The organism is Streptomyces sp. NBC_01506, from assembly GCF_045040295.1.
GTDB lineage: Bacteria > Actinomycetota > Actinomycetes > Streptomycetales > Streptomycetaceae > Streptomyces.
In genome coordinates this window covers 5,917,113-5,938,749 of sequence record NZ_CP109422.1, presented here as the reverse complement: position 1 = coordinate 5,938,749, position 21,637 = coordinate 5,917,113, and the positions used below count along the sequence as shown (strand labels likewise).

Here is a 21,637-nt window from a genome sequence, read left to right as displayed (position 1 = left end):
CGTGTCCTCGAAGAACTCCCCGGTCGGGCCGTCATTGTTCGGGGGCGCGCACGCCGCGGAAGGCGTTGAGGTAGTTACTATGCCGAGCCATGAACACACACCGATGGCTGGCGGACGCCCGGACCTCCTACGACACCGTCGCGGTCAGCTATGCCGATCGCATACGTGACGCTCTGGCCGGGGAACCGTATCTTCGCGCCGCTCTGGCGGTGTTCGCCGAGCTGGTGGACGCCGCCGGCGGCGGCCCGGTGGCGGACGTGGGCTGCGGACCCGGGCACGTCACCGCTCATCTGCACGGGCTGGGTGTGGACGCTTTCGGCATCGACCTTTCATCCGCGATGATCGACGTCGCTCGGCGTGACCACCCCCATCTGCGGTTCGAGGTGGGCTCGATGACGGACCTCGACCTCCCCGAGGCTTCAGTCGCCGGCCTGCTCGCCTTCTGGTCGTTGATCCACATCCCCGACGAAGCGGTCCCCACGGTCTTCGGCCACTTCCACCGAGCGGTGCGTCCCGGCGGGCCGCTGCTGCTCGGCTTTCACGTCGGCGACGAGTCGCGGCTGAAGACGCAGGGCTACGGCGGCCACCCGATGAACGTCCACGTCCACCGCCGCCGGCCCGACCAGGTGTCGCTCTGGCTGCGCGACGCCGGGTTCACCGTCGAGTCCCACCTGCTGCTCGACCTCGACGAGAGCTTCCCGGGGGCGGTCCTCTTCGCACGCCGCCAGTCCTAGCGGTGGCGGTTCCGGGGGCGGTCCGGGGGCGGTCCGGGGGCGGTCCGGGGGCGGTCCGGGGGCGGGAAGGTGTGTTGAAGGCTCGCCAGACACCACAAGGTCGCGGTGCGCGGACAGTGCCTACCCCCGCGCCCGCGACTCCGCCGCGCGGATCGCGTCGCGGTAGGCGCGGGCCGCCGCGCGCAGGGCCGCCTCCGGGTCGGTGCCCGCGGCCTCCGCGTGTGCGGCCAGGGCGAGGAGTTCGTAGCCGATGCCCTCGCCCTGTGGGAGCGGGACGTCCAGGGGGGCGGCGGACACGCGGGAGGTGAGTTTGGCGGCCAGCGCGAGGGCCGGCTGGCCCAGGGGGACGCCGTCCGTGATCGAGTCGCGTTGTTTCTCCGCCGCCTTGGTGCGCAGCCAGTGGGCCTTGACGTCGGCCGGGGTCTCGGCCGTCTCGTCGCCGAAGACATGGGGGTGGCGGTGGATCAGCTTCTCGACGATCGTCGCCGCGACGTCGTCGATCGAGAAGGGGTCCTCGTCCTCTTCCGCCTCTTCCGCCTCTTCCGCGATACGGGCGTGGAAGACCACCTGGAGCAGCACGTCCCCCAACTCCTCGCGCAGCTCGTCGCGGTCGCCGCTCTCGATCGCCTCGACCAGTTCGTACGCCTCCTCGATGGCGTACTTGGCGAGGCCCTTGTGCGTCTGGGTGGACGACCACGGGCATTCGGCGCGGATCCGGTCCATGACCTGGACGAGGTCGAGCAGCCGGGCGCCCGGCAGATCGTAGGAGCCTGGGAGCAGTTCCAGGTCGGGCATCTGGACCCGGCCGGAGCCCGCGAGGCGGGAGAGGCCGTCGGTGAGGGCCTGGTCGCCCTCGCCGGAGGGCAGGACCACGACCGTACGGCCGCCGGCGCAGGCGTCGACCAGCTCCGCGGCGGTCGGCGCGGCCCGTTCGACGGTGACACCCGCCTCGCGCAGATACGGGAGCTGGGGGTGCGTGGCGTCCGCGCACAGGACCTGGTCGGCCTCGTGGAGCGTCTGCCAGGCGGGCCAGGACAGCACGCCGGGCGCGACCCGGTGGCTGACGGTGAGCAGGACGATACGGCCGGGGGCGGCGGAGCCAGAGGCGACGGCGGGTTCTTCGGTCACCGAAGAAACCTACCTCCGAGCCCCGGCCTCGTCCTCACACGCCCGTCGGGGCCTGCTCCGGCGGTGCTTCCTTGGTGACCTGGGTGAGCCACGGCGTCTTCGCCTCGCCGAGCCTGACCTGCTTCACGTCCCACGCGCCGTAACGGGGGTTGACGTCGACGCCCAGCTCCTCGGACGTCTTGACCAGCGCGGCAAGAACCTGCTGCTGGCCCTCCGGCGTGGTCGTGTTCGCGCCGAGCGACGCCGCGAGCTTCGACATCAGCACCTCGCGGCGGATCGCGGTGTCGATCTGGTCCGGGGTGAGCGCGCCCTGCTGGAGCAGCATCGCCGCCAGTTGGTCCTCGCCGCCGGACTGCTGTGCCGCCGCCTGCCGGGTGGTCTGGATCTCCTTGCGGGACACCGTCACACCGGCGTCGTCCGCGGCCTTCTGGAGGATCCGGTCGAAGATCATGCTGTTGAGCTTGACCTGGCTGAGCTGGCCGGTGTTCTTGATCAGCTCGGTGGCCTGCGGGGACGCCTCCTGCGCGTCGCGTACGTCCCGGACCTGGGCCTGGAGCGAAGACACGTCGATGCGCTGACCGCCGACGACGGCCGCCGCGCCGGGATGGGCGTCGTTGCCACAGGCGGTGAGGAGCGGGACCGCGGCGATGAGCGCGGCGGAGAGTGTGAGCGCTGTGCGACGGCGGCGGTGCAAAGGGTGCCTCCTGGATCGTGACAACGACCGTGCGTTGATCGATGTTAGGCAGTGGCGGCGGATCCGATCCAGTCAGCCCGTCTTTTTTCGAAAACTTCGCCCAACGCCCCCACCGCCCCCAACGCCGGCGTCGCGCTCAGGACGGGCGGGCCGGAACCGGCTCCGGGCGCAGCATGATCGTCCGCGAGACCACGAACGTGATCGGGATCGCCGCGAAGGCCGCGATCAGCGGCGCGTATCGGCTGCTGAAGTGGAGTACGTCGACCAGTAGATAGACGCCGCTCGTGGTGATCGTGAAATTCGCCGCGTTGGTGAGCGGGAACAGCAGGAATTTCCGCCAGGTCGGCCGGGTCCGGTAGGTGAAGCGGGAGTTGAGGAAGAAGGAGCCGGTCATGCTGAGCAGGAAGGCGACGACATGCGCCGCGACATACGGCAGCCAGGTCAGCAGTACCAGATAACAGGCGTAGTACGTACCGGTGTTGACGACCCCGACGAGCGCGAATCTGACCATCTGGCCGCGGACCGTCATGTGCCTACAAGCTCCTGCTTCTGCTGTTGGTCCTGGTCCTGGTCCGCCGTCGGTTCGGTCGTCCGACGCGATCCGCGCGGGCGGTCCGCGTCCGTCGCCGCCACCAGATAGTGCGGGCGCCGCTTCACCTCGTAATAGATGCGGCCGACATACTCGCCGACGACTCCCACCATCACCATCTGTACGCCCGAAAGCGCCGTGACGGCCACCAGAAGTGTGACATAGCCGGGGGTGTCGACCCCGTTCACCATGGCGACGCCGACAATCCACGCCGCGTACACCGAGGCGAGCGAGAGCAGCAGCAGACCGAGATAGAGAGCGGCCCGCAGCGGTTTGTTGTTGAAGGAGAGCATGCCGTCGAGCCCGTAGTTGAGCAGCTTTCCGAAGCTCCATTTGGAACGGCCCTGCTCGCGCACCGCGTTCTCGTACTCGAATGTGGTGGAGCGGAATCCGACCCACGCGAAGATTCCCTTGGAGAAGCGGTTGTACTCGGCGAGAGCGAGCACCGCGTCGACCGCGCGGCGGGAGAGCAGCCGGAAGTCCCCGACGCCGTCGACCAGTTCCACATCGATCAGGCGGTTGATCAGCCGGTAGTAGGCGCGGGCCGCCAGGGTGCGGGTGACGCGGTCGCCCTTGCGGGTGCGGCGCGCGATGACCTGCTCGTACCCCTCCTCGTGCAGGTCGAGCATGCGGCGGACCAGCTCCGGCGGGTGCTGGAGGTCCGCGTCCATGATGACCACGGCCTCGCCGTTCGCGTACTGGAGCCCGGCGAGCATCGCCGCCTCCTTACCGAAGTTGCGGCTGAAGGAGACGTAACGGGTGCGGGGGTCGGCCGCGGCTATCTTCTCCAACCGCTCCAGCGTGCCGTCCCGGCTTCCGTCGTCCACGTAGACCAGCTCGAATTCGTGCCCGAGTTCCCCTTCGAGCAGTGCGAGTTCTTCGGTCACCCGGTCATGGAACCGGTCGACGATGTCCTCTTCGTTGAAGCACGGGACCACCAGGGAGATCAGCACCGTAGAACCACATCCGACAGGAATGTCACCGGTGGAGTCCCCGCGTGAATTGCAGGCGGCCATTACGTGAACTGAAGCGCTAACAGACCTTTTGTCGGGATCCACGCTGACATATTCGATCACTATGCCGACCCTGGAATCCGCGCGTGGCCGGGCAGCCGCGTTCGCCGGCCTCATCACCGTGATCGCCGTCTGCTCGGGTGACGCCGTGGCCCGGAGCTTTCCCTTCGGTTCCGAGACGCGGAGCGTCAACGACCTGGGCAATCAGTTCGTCCCCTTCCACGCCAAGCTGTGGGACCTGCTGCACGGGCGGGGTGACGGTGGGCCGCTGCTCAACTGGCAGTCCGGGTACGGGACTTCCTTCCTGCCCGACCTCGGCACCTATCTGACGAGTCCGTTCGCGCTGCTGGTCGGGCTCTTTCCACGGGACCGGATCGATCTCGCCGTGTACGTGATCACCGTGCTCAAGATGGCGGCGGCGGGCGCGGCGATGGCGTGGCTGCTGCTGTCGATGGCGAAGGACGCGACGGCGAAGAACGCGATGGTGAAGAACGCGACGGCGCCCCGGCGGCCCACCACGGCGCCGTGGTGGGCCGCCGGGGCGCTCGGCGCGACGTACGCGCTCTGCGGCTGGTCGGTCATCGAGGCGTCGTACAACCCGATGTGGCTCGACGGGCTCATCGCCTTCCCGCTGCTGTGCCTGGTCGGCGAGTGGGTACGGGCGGGGCGCCGGCCGGTCCTCGGCCCGCTCGTCGTCGCCCTCGCCTGGGTCGCCAACTTCTACACCGCGTACATGGCGACCCTCGGTGCCGTACTCGTACTCGTCGTTCGACTCCTGCTCCATGAAGGGGTGCCGCGCGAACGACTGCGCGTCCTGGTGCGCGGCGCGGTGACCGTGCTGCTCGGGATCGGGCTCGCCGCGCCCGTGCTGCTGCCGGTGGTGATGGGGACGCGGCACGCGTATCCGGGCTGGACAACGCAGTTCAAGGCGGCTGGCTGGAGCGAGGTGTTCGCGCGGACGCTGCCCGCCACGTACGACTTCTTCACGCCCGCCGTCTTCCTGGGCGGCGGCGCGCTGCTGCTCGCCGCCGCGCTGCCGTTCAACCGGGCCGTACCGGGGCGTGAGCGCGCGGCGTGGGCGGGGCTCGCGGGCGCGGTCGCGCTCTCCCTCCAGTGGGGGCCGACCCATCTGGTGTGGCACGCGTTCGCGACGCCCAACGGCAGCCCGTTCCGCCAGACGTTCGTGCTGTCCGGGCTGCTGGTGATCGCGGCCGGGCGGTGTCTGGCGTACGGCTGGCCGGGCCGCCGCGCGCTGCTCGGCGGCAGCGGTGTGCTGGTCGCGCTCGGGCTCGTCGCCGCCACCGACGCGCTGACCGGGCGCCGCGCCCTGGCGCTGTTCGCGTGCGGGCTCGCGGCGGCCGTGGCGGCGCTGCTGGTGGTACGACTGCCACGGCGCCGGTACGCGGCGCTGGCCGCGCTGCTGCTCGTGGGCGGGCTCGTGGGGCAGGCGGCGGCGACCACCGCGTACGCCGACCGGGCGCGGCTCGACCGGCTCGACCACTACCCGGCGTGGGACAGGGCGCACGACGAGCGCGCCGACGCGGTGGCGCGGGCGGACGGGTGGCCGAACTACCGCACCGATCCGGGGCGTACGCAGATCACCGCGAACGATCCGCTGCTGCTGGGCGGGCAGGGCTCCTCCTACTACAGCAGTCACACGCCCGAGGTGCTGACGCGCACGCTCGGCGCGCTGGGCGCGGGCTGGACGTCGAACGGGCGGGCCGTGCAGAGCCTGGACAATCCCGTCGTGGACGCCGTGTTCACGGTGGGCGCGCGCCTTCGTACGGAGGAGCCGCAGGAGAGCGACGGGCCATCGGAGATGGGCGGCGGGTCGCCGAAGGTGATCCGCGCGGACGTGCCGCCGCTGGTGACCGTACGGCCGCCGGAACGGACCGCACCGCGCTACGGGGCTTCGCCCTTCCGCAACCAGGAGCTGCTGCTCGGCTCGCGCGTCTACTCCTCCCCCGTGGCGGGCGCCTGCCCGGTCGGCCGCGAGGTCTTCCTCTGGGCGCCCGACTACTACGGCACCGCCCGGCTCGGCGACGCGCGCCCGGTCGAACTGCGCGGCGACAAGCCCCGTTGGCGCGCGGCCGTGACCTCGCTCGGGGTCGCCGAACGCGCGGGTGAGCGGGTCACGTTCGACCGCAAGGCGCCCCGCGCCAGAACGGTGGCCTGCCTGGACCGCACGCGGCTGTCCGCCGCGGTGGGCCGGATGACCAGGACCGGCGCCGTCTCCGTGCGGGTCTCGGACCATGGCGTACGGGCCCAACTGCCGCCCGGCAGCACGGGAACGGCCGTCATCGCCGCGCCCCGCGTCGCCGGCTGGAGCTGCGCCGGGCGGCCCGCCGACTCGTACCTGGGCCTGGTCGCGGTCCCGCTGGACCCGGACGGCACGACCACCTCGGTCGACTGCTCCTTCCGGCCGCCGGGGCTGCGCTCGGGGGCCGCCCTGGGGGCCGTGTCGCTGCTGGTGCTGGCGGGCGTCGCCGCGCTCTCCGTAAGGAGGCGGCGTCGCGAAGGGATGGATCCGGCGGCGGGACAGGGCCCGGGACAGGACCGGGGACAGGGCCTACATGTGGCGGGTGCCGCCCCGGAACTGCTGCCGACGGTCGAGCCCGCGCCGTAGCTCGATGGGCAGCGGGTGGTACGGGCCGTACGCGCGCTCCGCGTCGTACAGCAGGTACTGCAACTGCTGCTGAGCCGCCGTGTGGTCGCCGACCGCGAGCAGCAGATGCCCGATGCGGTGCCTGATGTCGAAGGCGCGCGACTGGTCGGCGCCCGATTGCCCGCCCCCTCGTTGGGCGGCGCCTTCGTAGAAGGGCAGCACCGCGCGGTACTCGTCGAGCGCCGCGCCCGCCTCGCCGAGCTGTTCGAGGCACTGCGCGGCGTCGTAGCGGAACTGGAGCGTCTGCGGATCGCCGGGACCGGCCTCGGCCGCGCGATCGTCGGCGAGACGGCGCAGCTCGGGCAGGGCGCGGCGGTACTGGCCGTCGTCCATCAGCGTCGTGGCGTACTGCTTGCGCAGGATACGGACGACGGGTGAGCGTTCGCCGTGCTCGGCAGCGGCGGCGGGGAGGATCCCGCCGAGGATGTCCACGGCCTGGGTGATGCCGCCCTCGCCGAGGAGTCGCTTGGCCTCGTCCACGGCCGCCGCGATGTCCGGGCGCTGGGCGGGGACATGCTCCGGTTTCGGTGGCACCGGCGCGGACGGCGGGGCGGTGGCGCGGTCGGGCCAGGGCGCGTGCGGGCGCAGGAAGGGGCGGGTCGGATCGAGCGGTGTGCCGGCGCCGCCGGAGCCGGGCGCGCCGACCACGCCGCGCGTGGGGAGCAGCGGGGCCAGCGCCTCGTACACCTCCTGCGCTCCGGCCGGGCGGTGCTGCGGGTCCTTGGCGAGCAGGCGCAGGACCAGCGCCTCCAGCGCCTCGGGGATCTCCGGACGGATCCGGCGGACCCCCATCGGCGGCTCGTACAGATGCCGGTGCAGGACGCCGAGGGCGGTCGCGCCGGGGAACGGGACGGTGCCGGCGAGGAGTTCGTGCAGGACCACGCCGAGGGCGTAGAGGTCGGTGTACGGGCCGACGGCGCCGCCCATCACCTGCTCGGGCGCCATGTAGGCGGGGCTGCCGATGACCGATCCGGTGTGGGTGAGGCGGGTGGTGTCGGTATCGATGACGGAGGCGATACCGAGGTCGAGTACGAGGACCGTGCCGTCGGGCTGGACCATCACGTTCCGCGGCTTGAGGTCGCGGTGCACGATGGGCACCGCGTGAACGGCGGCGAGGACGGAGCACAGTTGGGCGGCGACCGAGGCCGCCCACTGCCACGGGTAGGGCGCGTGGGCGGCGAAGTGGGCCGCGAGGTCGGTCCCTTCGACGTACTGCATGATCAGATACAGCTCGTCGCCGTCGCTGCCCGCGTCGTGCACGGTGACCAGTCCGGGGTGGTTGACCTGGGCGGTGACCCGGCACTCGCGGACGAAGCGGCGGCGCATGTCCTCGGCGCCGGTGTCGGCGGCCATCTTGTCGGGGAGCAGCAGTTTGACGGCGACGCGGCGGCCGAGGCGCTGGTCGTACGCCGTCCAGACCTGGCCCATGCCGCCCTGGCCGATGAGCTTGGACATCTCGTAACGGCCCGCGACGACACGGGCGTTCACCGCGCGCTCACCGCCTGTCGCCGTCGCCGCTGTCGCGGCCGTCCCGGCCGTCGCGGCCGTCGCGGCGGAGGAGGTCGCTCAACTCGTCCAGTTCGGCGCGCACTTGGTCGATGCGGGGCGGGGCGGCGTGGTTGGGCTGCGGCGGGACGGGCTGGGGTGGGACGGGCTGGGGCTGGGGTTGCTGCTGTGCCGGCGGGCCTGCCATGGGGCGGGTGGGGGCGCCGTACCCGTAACCGGCGCTGGCGGGCGGCTGGTACTGCTGCTGCTGCGGCATGACCGGCGGCGGGTAGTAGCCCGCGTGCAGCCGCTGACGGGCTCCGTAGTGCTTGAAGTCCGCGTACAGGTAATAGGCGATGGCGGCGGTACCGGTCGACAGCATGCCGATCATGCCGACGTTGCCCTCCGGGCTGCTGAAGTCGTCGGTGTTGTCCTGGGCGAGGAAGACGACCCACATGATGTTGAGGACGCCGTTCCCCACGAACAGGGTCCAGTTCAGGGTGGACCGGGTCACGATCGCCACTCGCAGCGTCGCCGCCCAGGCGAGAAAACCGCAGGTCAACAGCGGCAACGCGACGAAAATCACGCGCAGGAAGGCGATCATCCCCGGCGAGGGTGTGCCGCTCGGAGTGCCGTTCGGAGTGCCGTTCGGCAGAGGCTGCGCTATTCCGGGGCCGTGCATGCTGCTCCTGACAGGCCAGGGGGACGACTGCGAAAGCGTATCGAGGGTATACAGCGGCACCGCCGGCCGAACCCGTTCGCGTGAATCCCCCTGCCCCCGCACCTGTCCCCATCGCTCAGATCCGGTGGCGCACCCACACATTGGGTTCGACGTAGACACCGTATCCGCGTGTGGCCTCGCAGTGCACGGGCGAGAGCGCTCCGGGTACGACGACGGGCCCGTCCGTGTCGAACGGGAGCCCCGTCCACTCGCGCCACTGCCCGACCGATCCGGTGACCGTCATGGACGCGGGCGCGACCGAGTCGATGACACCGCCCGCGCGTACGTGGACGCGGAGCCAGGGGTCGTACGGCAGTCCGTCCTCGTCCCGTACGCGCCGGGCGTACTCCTCCATCGCGGTGTGCGGCTCCCGGTCCTTGGCGCTGGGCCGTACCGGGGCGAGCAGTTCGGTGAAACCGCGGCTTCCCGCGTTCTCGCGCATCGCGGCCAGCATCATGCCGGACAGGCCCTGTCCCTGCCGGTCGGTGGCGACCGTGATCTCGACGGCGCAGACGCTGTCGGGCGTCCTGCCGTGCCGCAGATCGGAGAACGCCCACAGCAGCGCCTGGTCCCAGCCGGTCGCCGGCAGGGTCTCGGGATCGCGCCCCTTGATGTCGAGTACGAAGGGGACGCAGAGGGCGCGCGCCACGATGGTCCCCTCCTCGTCGGTTCCGACGAGCGCGAACTCGGGCAGCTCGGTGGCGATCCGGCCGACGTTCCAGCCCACGGGGTCGTGCAGCATGAACTCCGGCCAGGTGTCGAGCATCTGCCACATGGGGTCCACGAGTTCGGGCCGCTCGGCGAGGGTGGTGACGGTGAGATCCATGCGGGCACGTTAACGGTGCGCGATGGGGCGATCCCAACGGTTTTGTACGGCCTCTTGGCACGGGCTCTTTGCACGGCCTGCGATCAGCCGCCGGTCAACGGCCCAACCCGGGCGCGGGCGGGCCCTGCGCCCGCCGCCCTCGACGCGGACGCGCGCGTAGGGCCGATACGCCTTTTATCCCGGTGCCCGGCTCCGACCGGCGACAGGAAAAGGGGCCCGGAAAGTCCTCGTTCTTGCTGGTGAGAGAGCTTTCCGCGTAACCGATCACCCGCCGGACACATCGCTTTCCAAAAGCTTGGGACCAACCAACCCCAAAACCGTGTCCGCTCGATTACTGTCGGCGATGTTTCCGGCGGGATTCCGGAAGAGACTGCGACGGATTCCTAGATCATCTGACCTCATCAGGGAAGGAACACGCATGTCAACCTATGCCACCTCCGAGCAAAGCACCTGGATTCAGGGCCAGACGTCCATCCCAGGCCTGAAGGAGCTCATCAAAGGCACGACATTCCTGGACTGGTCGCGCCCCGGCATCACGCAGACCGTGCAGATGAAGAACGAGCTGACTCAGAACATATACGTCCTGGAAAGGACGCGCATCCTGTTCATACTCGCGGACATGGCTACGTCGTCCGCGAGTCTGGCGACGGCAGCGACGGTCAAAGGAATGATGGTGGAAGCGGTGGTACGCGCGTTAGTCGGCCTCAAGGACTGGAAAGCCTCGATGGACAAATACGTGCAGGACACGATCGCTGTTTACAATACCAACAAGATCGAACTCGACAAATACGCCGCCATCATGGCGAAGAAGATATTTGAAGCCGGCATTTCCCTGAACGGGGACGCGAAGACACTTTACGACAGTGTCATCGACCTCTTCGGGAGGGTCGATGCCGATAATGTCCACAGCGAACTCGGCGGCGGCCAGATGAACAAGGATGACCCGTTCACCAAGGAGCTGATCAAAAGGTTCAGACTCCAGGGGAAGAAGATCGTGCCGGGCGCGACGAAACCAGTCAGGCAGGCCAACCTTGTTGAGGGCCTTGCTGTTTTCACCGGGACCAATCAGCCTCCTGCGGAACTGAAAGAGGCGGCAGCCAATGCGTTGCAGGCCATCAATATCAGCGGGGTCAGCGGCGTGGCGGGTCAGCTCGGCATTCCCACCGTGGACATGTATGTCATGACGCACAATGCGGTGAAATTCGCGCACATGACGACGGCTCCGAACATCTCATGGGTCGTCAAGCCTGACAAGATCGTTCCCGCCGACAACCTCGGCGCCGAGATCACGGAACTGCCTGGCCTCGGATACTACTTGTGGAGCAACGCCAAAGACGGCAAGGATTTCATTCTGCTTCAGAACAAAAATCGGGTGGCGTACAACGCACTGGCGTCGGCCGGTTTCGACCGGGCCGGTGCCACCGTAATTCTCAGGGAAATTTTCAACACTCTGAATGGCCGGCGGCTTGCCGAGGGTACACCCAAAGATGAAATCGCGGCGACGGCTGCTGAAATCGCAACCGGAGCCAATTTCCGCAAGCTGCTGTGGATGGTGTACAAGAGGCAGGGGAACAGCCCTGAAGCAATCAAGAACTCGGTGAACAGAGCAATTGACCATATTGATTGGAATGCGGGTACCAAAACTTCCCTCATCCTCTACAGGGATTCCGCGTCCGCCGAGAAGTACGCAAAGGAACGCGTGGTCGCAAAAGACTTCAGCGAGTGGTCCGTCAAAAATTCGGACGCGTATGACGCCTGTCTCTCCGCAGGGCGGTACGGGATCAACTTCAACGACACGGTGGAGTACCTCTTCCGTCTCAGTGTGAAGTTCCATACAAGCACCTGGTCTCTCGCGGCGCCTACCGGTGGCGGCCTCGTCACATCCGACTACGTCGGGATCATCGCCGCCCTTCATGGGTTCAATGGCGGCGACAAGCAGAAGGTGCTCGACCAGATTGATAAGCTGGGGGCGTACTACGTGGACGACACGTGGAAGGCGGGTCAAGCTGGCGACAATCAGAAGCTTCTCGCGTGGTGGGACACGGGGGACGCTCTCCCGGACATGTCCGCTGTCACGGTGAAACCGGTGGGCAGCGACTGGGAGAAAATTCAGTTGGAGACTCAGATCAAGCTCGATGGAGACTAAGCACCGCATTGCCGCGCCATCATGTCCTTGTCCGGGTCGGTAACAGGGAGTTCGTACTCCAGCGCCACCTGCGCGAAGCGCACCGAGTACGAGCAGCGGATCGCCTTGCTGGGGGGCAGCCAGGAGGCCGGCCCGGAGTCTCCCTTTCCGCTGTTCGTGGGGCCGTCGACCGGCAGCAGATTCAGCGGATCGTTCGCCAACCGCTTTCGCTTGTCCTCGTTCCAGCGGGCCGCGCCCATCTGCCAGGCGTAGGAGAGCGGCACCATGTGGTCTATCTGCACGGCCGTCGCCCGCTGCTTCTTCCAGGCGATGTCCTTGCCGGTGTACGGGTCGTGCAGCGTCATGGAGACGATCACGCAGTCGGAGCCGGACCGGAACTCGATGTTCTGGCCGTCGCGCTTCAGCAGATCGTTCCGCGTTATCTGCAGCTCCTTCATCGATGCGATGCACATGAGGCACAGCCGTAACCCATTCCTGTCCCTCGCCGTTATCGGTCATGCCATGAGGCACATGAGCGACATTGGAGACAGGAGGCAGATCCATGACGTTATGCACAGAGAAGGCCGTCTCGCCCACCACCGGTGAGGCCACCTGGCTCCTGGTCGACGAGGAGAAGTACGCGCCTCACCCCGAAGCCCGTGAGTTCGCCATGTATCTGCGCGGAGCCGGGCGGTCACCGCAGACACAGCGCGCGTACATCCCCAGAATCGGCCGCTTCCTCAATTGGTGCGCAGAGCGGGGCACCGACTGGAGGACCGTCCGGCTCGGGGACATGAGCCTGTTCAAGTTCCACATCGAACGGAAACCGACCCAGTACGGGCGGCCACCGTCCGGCAAGACGGTCAACGCCACGCTCACTGCGGTATGTGAGTTCCTCCGCTTCTGCGCAGTCCAGGGGCATGTGGATCACGAAGTCGCCGCGCGTCTCAGCGAGCCGCGCTTCCTCGCTCACTCCCCGGCCGGATTCGATCCCGGCGAGGGCGGCCAGCACCTGATGGTCAAAGCCCGCGTGCTGAAGGCACCGGAGATCGAGCGGGCACCACAGACGCTCACTGGCGTCCAGACGGAGCAGGTCATCGACGCCGCTCGCACTGCGCGTGACCGGCTGCTGCTGACCGTCCTGGTGGAAGCGGGCCTGCGCATCGGCGAAGCCCTTGGACTGCGGCGTGAGGACATGCATCTGCTCCCCGACTCCACACACCTGGGCTGCCGAACCGGTGGCGCGCACCTGCACGTCAGGCCCCGTCAGGACAACGTCAACGGGGCTCGGGCCAAGGCCGGGCGCCCTCGTATGGTTCCGCTCACACCGGAAGTGGTGCACCGATACCGCGATCATCTCGCCGAGCGTGAACAGGTAGTCGGCTCCGCCGACTGTGACTACGTCTTCCTCAACCTCGTCGGCGTCCACGCGGGGCGTCCACTCTCGTACTCCAATACCAAGCAAGTGATTGAACGGATCGGGAGGCGCTGTGGTCTGACCGCCCGGCCGCACATGATGCGGCACACAGCCGCCACCCGCTGGATCCGCAACGGGGTCGCCCCAGACGTCGTACAGACCCTCCTGGGGCATGCCTCCTCGGCGAGCACGGCCGTGTACCTGCACGCCCAGGACGAGGATCTCCGCGCAGCCGTCGCGGCCGTCGAAAGTCTCGCGCCGGAGCTACGGCGATGACCATTGCGCTCCTCCGCTCCGCTGCCGTTTCCTCCGTTCCCGGCGTCCCGGAGTGGCCGTCATGGCTCGCGGCACGCCTCCCCTCGGGCTGGCGCACAGATGAATGGGACCCCGTTCTGGCACTGTTCACTGCCGATCCCCGCAACCCGACGACCAGCGTGTTCGTCTGCTCTGTGGTCACCTGTGCCACTCATGTGGCAAGCAACGGATCCCGTTGCGACGCCTGCCGGAAAGCCCGATATCTCCTGGGGAACCCTGCGGACTTCGACACCACGCACACCCCAGATCCGGCACGCCGCAGGCCCAACACCTCCCCGAACGAGGCGATGCCGGGCGTCTCCCAGTTCTCGCTCGCGGATGTGAGCCCCGCAGTCCGCCAGGAGCTTCTGTTCGGGCTCCAGCAGCGCGACGACGCCGGGATCAGCCTGGTCCCCCAGCGGGTACGCCGCATTGTGGCCGGCCTCCCCGCCGGACTCGGCTCGCTCCTCGACCTGGACGCCTCCTTCCCCTCCGGGCTTCCGGCTGCGGCGTCCGGCGTCCTGAACGGTGTTCTCCTGCACGTCCGACGCGCACGCGTCGAGTTCGAGGGCACCGATCCGACCTCGGGCGACGTATGGGAGTGCGCCCTCATCGGGCTGACAGCAGGGCGCGGTCGCAAGTATGCCGCTGTCCACGGCGACATCGACTTCCGTCCGGTACGGCAGCATTGGCTGCGGGAACTGGTCAAGGAGTACGGCCGCACGGCACGCCCCAACGTCATGGACCTACGGCAGACCGTCTACGCGGCGACCATCGCGTCCTCCGCGCTGGCAGGCCGCCCCCACGGGGATGAGCCGGGGCTCCTCGCCATGGCTGACATGAACGCCGTAGTGGACATGTTCCGAATCACCAAGCGTCCCGAGGACGGTCACGACTACTCCACCAGCCACCGCAGAGCCCTGCTCCGCCACTGGCGCACGTTCCTGGAATACGCCCGTCAGGCCGGGATGATGGACCACGTGCCCGGCGGGTTTGCGCTCAACCCCCGCTTCCACAGCATCGCCGCCGTGGAAGTGACCGAGGACGATCTCGGCCGTGCGATCCCCGAGCATGTCATCGCCCAGCTCGACGTCCACCTCGGCCTGCTGGGCACCTCCACGGGGTACGCGAGCGGCGGCTGGACTGCCGCCGACTTCGCGCGGATGTACCAGGTGGTCTACGCGGTCCTCCGGGACACCGGCCGACGTCCGGGCGAGATCACCAGCCTGCACCGTGACTGCCTGGAGTGGGTCGACGGCAAACCGACGCTGATCTACGACAACCACAAACGGCGACGCCACGGCCGTCGGCTGCCGATCTCGGAGAGCACCGCCCAGCTGGTAGAAACCTGGCAGAAAGAACTCGATGCGCTACCGGCCGTACCAGCCTGCGCCCAGTGGCTTTTTCCCTCACCGGGACAGCGCAATCGTCCACGCCGCGGGCATCTGAACACGTCGCATTTCTGCAACCGGATCTTCCGGAACTGGGTCGACGAACTGATCCCTGACCTTGTGGACGACCGGCTCGACGAGGACGGCACCCCGCACGCCTACGACCGGACCCAGGTCGTCCCGTACGGCTTCCGTCACGCGTACGCCCAGCGTCATGCGGACGCGGGCACTCGCCCCGACGTCCTGCGGGAACTCATGGACCACCGTTCACTGGACGTGACCACGGGCTACTACAAGGTCTCCCTCAGCCGAAAGCAGGAGGCCGTGCGCACGGTCGCGGCACTCGCCGTCGACCGACACGGATCAGCCCGCGGATTCGGCGATCCCCTCGCCTACGAGGTGGAAAGCGTCGGGGTTCCCTACGGCGGCTGTACCGAGCCGAGCAACGTCAAGGCCGGCGGCGGGCACTGCCGCATCCGCTTCCAGTGCGCCGGATGCGACTTCTACCGACCCGATCCCTCCTACCTCCCCGCCCTGGAACAGCAGATCGCGGACCTGCGGGCCGACAAGGAAGCCGCCCTGGCGATGGAGGCCGCCGACTGGGTCGTGCGCAATCTCGACGACCAGATCCGCGCCTACTCGAAGTCGGCCGACGAGATGCGGCGGAAACTCGACGCGCTGCCCGCCGAGGAGCGGGCCGCCGTCGAATCCGCCTCACGCGAGCTGCGCAAGGCACGTTCGGCAGCGGCCTTCATCCCTCTGCAGGCGCTGACGACACGGAGCTCCGAATGAAAATCCCTGCTGCTTCCGGCGGTAACGACCGGAACGCCCGGGTCGAGCGCCTGCGCGTCAGCCGTGCCAAGGACAGCGAAGACAAGACCAGACGTGCACTCGACGCCGTGGACGGCCTTCTCCGCTCGGGACGACGGATCACCGTCACCCAAGTGGCACGGGAAGCCTCGGTGTCCACATGGTTCGTCTACAACCAGCCTCAGGTACACCAGGCCGTTCAGGACGGCATCACCGCCCAGCAAGCGCGGGGGCGCCAGAACTCCCTCGCTCCGGAGGCATCTCAGGTGTCTCAGGCCGGGTTGCGGACGGATCTCGCACTGGCCCGCGAAGAGATCAAGGACCTCAAGAAGGAGCGCGATCGGCTCCGTAACCGGGTCAGGCTGTCCCTCGGCGCCGAGTTGGAGGGCGTGAACCGGAATGAGCTGATCGAGCGGGTACAGCAGATCGAGCAGCGGAATACCGCGCTGGAGCGAGCGTTGTCAGAGGCCAGGGATCAGATCACCGCCCTGGAGGGCCAATTGCGTGAGACGGAGGACGACCTCACCGCCGCGCGAGCCAGCCTCCGCCGTGCCATGCGGTCCGTTCCCGCCCCATAATCCGTGCTGCGCGGAGACACCTGTGGCTGTCCGGCTCCCACCCGCCGGCCGGACAGCCACAGGGGACGTCGTCCCCATGGCCGGGACTTCGCCGGAGCAGGTGCGGGCATCCTCAGTCGGTGTCGGTCGCGGCCAACACCGCCAGTCGTCGACGTTCTGGAGAGACCGAGGTCAGGCCGATGTCCCAGGCCACGCGCTCGAACCACTTGGTGTCGGCGCCGAAGCCGTACCAGGCGCACTCCCGTGCACATGCCTCGACCTCCTCCGCGGGGGCGCCCTCTGCGGTCCCGGAGAGGCCGGCCAGAGACTTCCACGCGGCCAGCCGCCCGTAAGCACCGCCAGCGCCGGAGTTATAGGCACCTCCCATGGACGCGGCGGCGAAAAGGACCCGCCATGCGTTGTCCGGCGGGCAGGCCGCGACCGAGAAGCTGGTCTTCTTCCCCGCACCCTTCAGGCATTCCAACCCAAGTCCCAGCAACATGCTCGGTACCGACTCGGCCTCCAGAGGAGCTGCCAGGTCGAAGACTCGTGCCTCGATCCGGCCGTTCGACTCCTCGGCCCAGTTCGCCACAGCAGTGCCGATGCCCTTGGTTGCGGCGTCGGTCGTCGTTTCCTCAACCGACGGCACGCATCCCCCGGTACCGGCCCGCATCTCGCGGTTCGCCGACGGACCGAACGGCATCGAGTGGCTGCCGCCGCGAGCGCTGTAGCTCGGCAGATCCGGCTGCCCTTCCACATCGGACAACGCCAACGGCAGCCACCCCAGCGGGTGGTGCGTCCAGTGCGGCGATGTCGCCCACCCTGCGATCCCCGGAGTCTTCGTGACATCGGCGCCCCTGAGTACCAGTTCGTGGACGAGGCAGGCGCGCAGTTCCTCCGAGGCGTGCCCGGTGAACGCCACGGCCAGTTCCTCCACCGGCTGGCTTGAGGCCAGCAGAGAGGCCGCATAACGGTCCAGCTTCCTGTCGGCGGTCTCCGTCGAGGAGACCAGCCGCAGCGCCTCGGCGACATTTCCAGGGCCAGGCGTGGTGGCCAGCAGCCGGAGCAGATAGTCGAAGACGCTCCGGTACTGCCATGTCCGCCCGGCGTCCGAGCCGTAAGCCCCGGCGAGAGCGATACCGAGGTCCGTGAGGAAGGCAGAGTCCCCCTGCGCCAGCCAGCGGTCAGCCGTCTTCCACACGTCGGTGACGCTCTTCAAGCCCGGCAACTTCGTCACGATCTTCTGTATGTGGTCAGCCACGGTAGGGAGCGTATGTGTCCCGACAGTCCGAAAGCGATGACATTTTCCCGGGTCGCTGCGGCTCGATCAGCCTTCGCACTGCTTCAGCATCATCGCCTTGTCCGCCGTCGTCACCGGGAGCTCGTACTTGTCGGCGACCTGCGCGAACCGCACCGCGTACGAGCACCGGATCTTCTTGTTCGGCGGCAACCAGGACGCGGGCCCCGAGTCCCGCTTCGCCGAGTTGGCGCGCCCTTCGACAGGAAGCAAGTTGAGCACGTCGTTCGCCAGTTGCTCGCGCTTGCTCTCCGGCCATCGGGCGGCGCCCATCTGCCAGCTGTAGGACAGCGGGACCACGTGGTCTATCTGCACCTCGGTGGCCTTCGCCTTCTTCCAGTCGATGTCCTTGCCGGTGTACGGGTCGTATAGGTCGATCGAAACGACCACGCAGTCGGAACCAGCTCGGAATTGGACGTTCCGGCCATGGAGCTTCAGCAAGTCGTTCCGCGTGTCACAACCGTTCCTCGCCAGCGGTACCCCGTCCGCCGTGTCCATCCACGCATAGCCGAACTCATCTCGGTCGTAGCCCGTCTTCGGCCCACGACCCTTCGTGGTGAGTTCCTCGATGAGCTTGCGTGCGTCGGTCTTGTCCGCCTCCGTCGTGAGCGCGGCGAGCCCCGGCTTCGTCCCGTCGGGATTGCCCAGTGGGCTCGCCGCGCGCCCGGCAGCGGCGTCCGGTCCGGACCCTGCGGAACTTCCGCCCGGCTCCAGGTCATCGCAGCCCGCAACAAGCGCGGCGGCAACGGCGACCGTAAGGAGGGCCCTCTTCCTGCGAGTAGACAAGAGCCTGTGACTCATGTGCCTCTCACTACGCACAGCCGACCACACCCTGCATACGCTGCGAGAACAGACCCATCACGATGCGAAGCATAGAGATAATCCGCGTGTCACAGCCGTTCCGCGCGAGCGGCACGCCGTCCGCCGTGTCCATCCACGCGTAGCCGAACTCGTCCCGGTCGTAACCGGTCTTGGGGCCGCGCCCCTTGGTGGACAGCTTGGCGATCAGTTCACGCGCCGCCGCCCGGTCCTTCTCGGAGGAGATCGCCGCCAGTCCCGGCTTCGTGCCGTCCGGATCGACGAGCGGGCTGGTTCCTCGCGAGTCCGAGGCCGACGAACCACCGCTCGGCGAATCGCTCCCGCCGGGGAGTTCGCTGCCCGTGCAGCCTGCCAGCACCGCCCCGAGCATCAGCACGACACCGCTCGTTGCCCCGCCACGAGTGACCTCTCGCATGCGCACCGTACTCAAATGTGCCCCCCTCATTACCGCGTGGTGCACACCCAGGCGATCCAGCCACCGCCGCCCGCGTTGGAGATGGCATCGCTCTGGGCCGCGTTCTTCGTGTCGCCCTGACCGCCCCAGTACTGGCCGGAGTTGGAGTTGTACGCGACGGCGCCGCAACCGTTGGCGAACGTCGTGAGGACCTTGCAGTCCACTCCCTGACACCTCGACATGGCCCCCTGTCGCGCGGCGTCCGCGGACTTGTAGTCCCAGGACTTGCCGACGCTGCCGTCTGTACCCACGGCGATGGCGCCATAGTAGTTCGCCGGGGGTGGAGGTGGAGGTGGGGGCGGCGGTGGAGGTGGGGGCGGCGGTGGAGGCGGCGGAGGGGGAGGCGCTGGTGGTGGAGGCGGGGGTGGCGGCTCGGGGTCGAGGTCGGGGGCGTCGTACGACGGGTCGTCGGGCGGGTCGTCGTACGACGGGTCGTCGCCGGACGTGTCCCCGTCCACGGAGACGTTGGGCGGCGGTGCGGGGTTGGAATCGGGGCTGTCCGAGTCGTCGCGGCCCGAGAGCGCGATCGCGAGGATCGCGGCCAGGACGAGCGCCGAGACGGTGCCGACCGTCTTGCCGGACACAGGGGTGCTCGGGGTGCCGGCCCCGGGACCGGGACCGGGACCGGGGCCAGAGCCGGGCCTCGGCCTTGGCCTGGGACGGGGACTCGGGCCGCGGTTGGGGATCGGCCTGGGGTTGGTGCCCACCGTGGCGGGAGCCGTCGACGCCGTATTGATGACCGCGGTCAGTTGTTCGGCCCACCCGGACGCGGCCGGGCGCAGGTTCGGGTCCGCGTTGAGCCCCGAGCGGGCCAGGTCGGCCAGCGCGCGGCTGATCCCGGTGAGGGCGGCGGGGTCTGTCGCGGTCTGGTCGCGGGCGAAAAGCCGGATGGCGAGCAGCGTGAATTTGTAGACGTCGCCCGGCCCGGTCGCCTTCTCCTCGCCTGCGGGAAGTTGCCAGTCGGGCGTCTCGGCCTGGGGCAGCACGCTCGCGCCCCGTACTCGCATCGCGTCGCAGTCGAGGAGGAAGCACTCCGGCCGGGGGGTGGTGGTGAAGAGGAGGTTCTTGGGGGAAAGGTCGCCGACCGCGATCCCGATGCGGTGAAGTCGGGTGAGCGTGGTGGCCAGGTCCGTCAGCAGGGCGAGTCGGTCACGCTCGCTGATGGTCAGGCCGATTCCCGCGACGTAGGCGTCGTCGTTGAGCAGATACTCCAGGTTCGCCAGCCGCCGGGTGCTCGTGGTCGGGTCGCTCAGGCTCCGGAGACTGAACTGGAAGCGGTCGGGCACGGAGCGCATGAGGAATCCGCGGGCGTGGCCTTGGTGTTGGACGACGGCCGCCGGCCAGGCGGTCTTCTCGCACAGCCATCTGCCTTCGGTGAAGGCGGGCTCGGCGAGGAGTGCGACGGCCGACTCCAGGGCGCCGGTGTCGAGTTGGGCGAGTACGGCGGCGTTGTACTCCTTGTAGACCGCGTCCCAGACGTCGCCGCTGGTCACGCTGATCTTCTTGTTCATCACCTGGTGTACGGCGCCCTGGCCGCCCTGCCCCAGTTGGCTGCCCAGACTCAGGGTGCTGTGTTCGACCAGGGGGACGGGCGGCGGCGTCATCGCGACGCCGCTGTGGTGCGGGGCCAGATCGCGAGCAGGGTCCGGTCGTCGTCAAAGGTCTCGCGCGTGAAGTCCACAAGGTGGGCGAACCACAGCGACGTCGGCGGTTCCGCGAGGTGACGGGCGAACAACGAGCCGACCTGGCCGTCTCCGTCGCCGAGCGGATCGCCGAAGCCGTCGGTGCCGATGAGCAGTACGTCGTGGGGTGCCAGCCGCGTACTGATCCGTGGCAGCGGATCGGGTACGTACGGCAGTGGCGTCACCTCGTTCGAGACGAGCACGGCGTCGGTACCGGTCTTGGAGTCGAACAACTGCCGATACCGCCCGGTCGACCGATCGAGCAGCCAGGCCCCCGAGTCGCCGATACGGCACAGGTCGACCACCGGGCCCGCCGGGTCGGGGCGCACGACCCCGGCCACGAGGGTCGTCGCGTACAGCCCCGCCACCTCGGCCGGCTCAACTTCCTCCTTGTTCAGCCGCGACCGCGCGAGCCGGCACAGTCGATCCGCGGCGAGGGCGGCCACGTCCTGGAAGTCCGGGGGCTCCTGGCCCTGGGAGAGCAGATGGAGCATCCGCTCCACGGTGGCCCGGCACGCCTCGACGGCCCCCAACTCCGGTGTCGTGGCGCTCGATACGCCATCGGCGACGGCGAACACGATGCTGCCGGTCGCCTCGTGCGGCGCGGCACGGGCGGCGTCCTGGCGCGGCTGCCCGTAGTAGCGGTGCTTGGCGCCGCGCACCGAGGCAAAGCGCAGTGTGAGGAAGGGAGTTGCCCACCCGTCGCATTCGGTGTCCGGGAATTCGGAGGCGTTCTGACCCGGTGGCCGTGCCTCGAACTCCGGGCCTGGCACGCCGACCGTAATCCGCTCCCAGGGCTGATGCGCGGCTACCGGCGCGGGCGGGGGCGCGGGTGCCGGTACGGACGCGGGTGGTACGGGTACGGGTACGGGTACGGGTGCCGGCACAGGTGCGGCCACCGGCCAGGGTTCGGGCCCGGGTCCGGGTCCGGGTCCG

18 protein-coding genes and 1 pseudogene are annotated in these 21,637 nt (G+C 68.7%); 6 read left to right on the top strand and 13 right to left on the bottom strand.

Going from position 1 to position 21,637, the window contains the following annotated elements; translation table 11 throughout:
- The first annotated feature begins 89 nt into the window (after positions 1-89).
- Positions 90-734: a class I SAM-dependent DNA methyltransferase gene (locus tag OG329_RS26395; protein WP_405798623.1), complete on the top strand. Its 645-nt coding sequence runs from the start codon at positions 90-92 to the stop codon at positions 732-734.
- 120 nt (positions 735-854) lie between these two features.
- Here OG329_RS26395 and OG329_RS26390 read toward each other — a convergent pair whose 3' ends face one another.
- From OG329_RS26390 to OG329_RS26375, 4 genes are all read right to left on the bottom strand, one after another.
- Positions 855-1,862 (bottom strand): nucleoside triphosphate pyrophosphohydrolase, encoded by a 1,008-nt coding sequence (locus tag OG329_RS26390; protein WP_405798621.1) that lies wholly within the window; start codon positions 1,860-1,862, stop codon positions 855-857.
- A 34-nt stretch (positions 1,863-1,896) separates the two neighbouring features.
- The gene (locus OG329_RS26385; RefSeq protein WP_405798620.1) at positions 1,897-2,556 is read right to left on the bottom strand and encodes a SurA N-terminal domain-containing protein; all 660 of its coding nucleotides are present in this window, start codon (positions 2,554-2,556) and stop codon (positions 1,897-1,899) included.
- Between the two features lie 136 nt (positions 2,557-2,692).
- Positions 2,693-3,085, bottom strand: a complete 393-nt coding sequence (locus tag OG329_RS26380; protein ID WP_405798619.1) for a GtrA family protein — start codon at positions 3,083-3,085, stop codon at positions 2,693-2,695.
- The gene (locus OG329_RS26375) at positions 3,082-4,098 is read right to left on the bottom strand and encodes a glycosyltransferase family 2 protein (protein ID WP_405798618.1); all 1,017 of its coding nucleotides are present in this window, start codon (positions 4,096-4,098) and stop codon (positions 3,082-3,084) included. The genes OG329_RS26380 and OG329_RS26375 overlap by 4 nt, the downstream gene beginning before the upstream one ends.
- Positions 4,099-4,222: 124 nt before the next feature.
- On the opposite strand from OG329_RS26375, the gene OG329_RS26370 reads away from it, so the two are divergent.
- Entirely contained in the window at positions 4,223-6,784 is a 2,562-nt protein-coding gene (locus OG329_RS26370) for a YfhO family protein (RefSeq protein ID WP_405798617.1), read from the top strand.
- On the opposite strand, the gene OG329_RS26365 is transcribed toward OG329_RS26370, so the two are convergent.
- The 3 genes from OG329_RS26365 to OG329_RS26355 form a co-directional block, all read right to left on the bottom strand.
- Positions 6,728-8,311: a protein kinase domain-containing protein gene (locus OG329_RS26365; protein ID WP_405798615.1), complete on the bottom strand. Its 1,584-nt coding sequence runs from the start codon at positions 8,309-8,311 to the stop codon at positions 6,728-6,730. The genes OG329_RS26370 and OG329_RS26365 overlap by 57 nt on opposite strands.
- A 7-nt stretch (positions 8,312-8,318) precedes the next feature.
- Complete coding sequence (locus OG329_RS26360) at positions 8,319-8,990, bottom strand: hypothetical protein (protein WP_405798613.1); 672 nt, start codon at positions 8,988-8,990, stop codon at positions 8,319-8,321.
- A gap of 115 nt (positions 8,991-9,105) precedes the next feature.
- Positions 9,106-9,855, bottom strand: a complete 750-nt coding sequence (locus OG329_RS26355) for an N-acetyltransferase (protein WP_405798612.1) — start codon at positions 9,853-9,855, stop codon at positions 9,106-9,108.
- Positions 9,856-10,273: 418 nt separating this feature from the next.
- Between OG329_RS26355 and OG329_RS26350 the strand changes: the two genes are divergently transcribed.
- Positions 10,274-12,001 carry a hypothetical protein gene (locus OG329_RS26350; protein ID WP_405798611.1) on the top strand — a complete coding sequence of 576 codons (1,728 nt, stop codon included), beginning with the start codon at positions 10,274-10,276 and terminating at the stop codon, positions 11,999-12,001.
- Here OG329_RS26350 and OG329_RS26345 read toward each other — a convergent pair.
- Positions 11,998-12,420: pseudogene (locus OG329_RS26345) on the bottom strand (HNH endonuclease family protein); the annotation flags it as partial. The gene OG329_RS26350 and the pseudogene OG329_RS26345 overlap by 4 nt on opposite strands.
- Before the next feature lie 122 nt (positions 12,421-12,542).
- On the opposite strand from OG329_RS26345, the gene OG329_RS26340 reads away from it, so the two are divergent.
- From OG329_RS26340 to OG329_RS26330, 3 genes are all read left to right on the top strand, one after another.
- Positions 12,543-13,673: a tyrosine-type recombinase/integrase gene (locus OG329_RS26340; protein WP_405798610.1), complete on the top strand. Its 1,131-nt coding sequence runs from the start codon at positions 12,543-12,545 to the stop codon at positions 13,671-13,673.
- A gap of 359 nt (positions 13,674-14,032) precedes the next feature.
- Positions 14,033-15,874, top strand: coding sequence for a tyrosine-type recombinase/integrase (locus OG329_RS26335; RefSeq protein ID WP_405798608.1), 1,842 nt, complete (start codon positions 14,033-14,035; stop codon positions 15,872-15,874).
- Positions 15,871-16,470 (top strand): DUF6262 family protein, encoded by a 600-nt coding sequence (locus OG329_RS26330; RefSeq protein WP_405798606.1) that lies wholly within the window; start codon positions 15,871-15,873, stop codon positions 16,468-16,470. The genes OG329_RS26335 and OG329_RS26330 overlap by 4 nt, the downstream gene beginning before the upstream one ends.
- 112 nt (positions 16,471-16,582) lie before the next feature.
- Here the strand turns inward: OG329_RS26330 and OG329_RS26325 are convergent, their stop codons facing one another.
- The 5 genes from OG329_RS26325 to OG329_RS26305 all read right to left on the bottom strand — a co-directional run bounded on the left by OG329_RS26325 (position 16,583) and on the right by OG329_RS26305 (position 21,363).
- Positions 16,583-17,710, bottom strand: coding sequence for a DUF6183 family protein (locus OG329_RS26325; protein ID WP_405798605.1), 1,128 nt, complete (start codon positions 17,708-17,710; stop codon positions 16,583-16,585).
- 66 nt (positions 17,711-17,776) lie between these two features.
- Positions 17,777-18,547, bottom strand: a complete 771-nt coding sequence (locus tag OG329_RS26320) for an HNH endonuclease family protein (RefSeq protein WP_405798603.1) — start codon at positions 18,545-18,547, stop codon at positions 17,777-17,779.
- A gap of 10 nt (positions 18,548-18,557) precedes the next feature.
- Complete coding sequence (locus tag OG329_RS26315; protein ID WP_405798602.1) at positions 18,558-18,980, bottom strand: hypothetical protein; 423 nt, start codon at positions 18,978-18,980, stop codon at positions 18,558-18,560.
- A gap of 29 nt (positions 18,981-19,009) precedes the next feature.
- On the bottom strand, positions 19,010-20,623 hold the full coding sequence (locus OG329_RS26310) for a DUF4189 domain-containing protein (RefSeq protein WP_405798601.1): 1,614 nt from the start codon (positions 20,621-20,623) through the stop codon (positions 19,010-19,012).
- On the bottom strand, positions 20,620-21,363 hold the full coding sequence (locus OG329_RS26305; protein ID WP_405798599.1) for a protein phosphatase 2C domain-containing protein: 744 nt from the start codon (positions 21,361-21,363) through the stop codon (positions 20,620-20,622). The genes OG329_RS26310 and OG329_RS26305 overlap by 4 nt, the downstream gene beginning before the upstream one ends.
- Between the last annotated feature and the right edge of the window lie 274 nt (positions 21,364-21,637).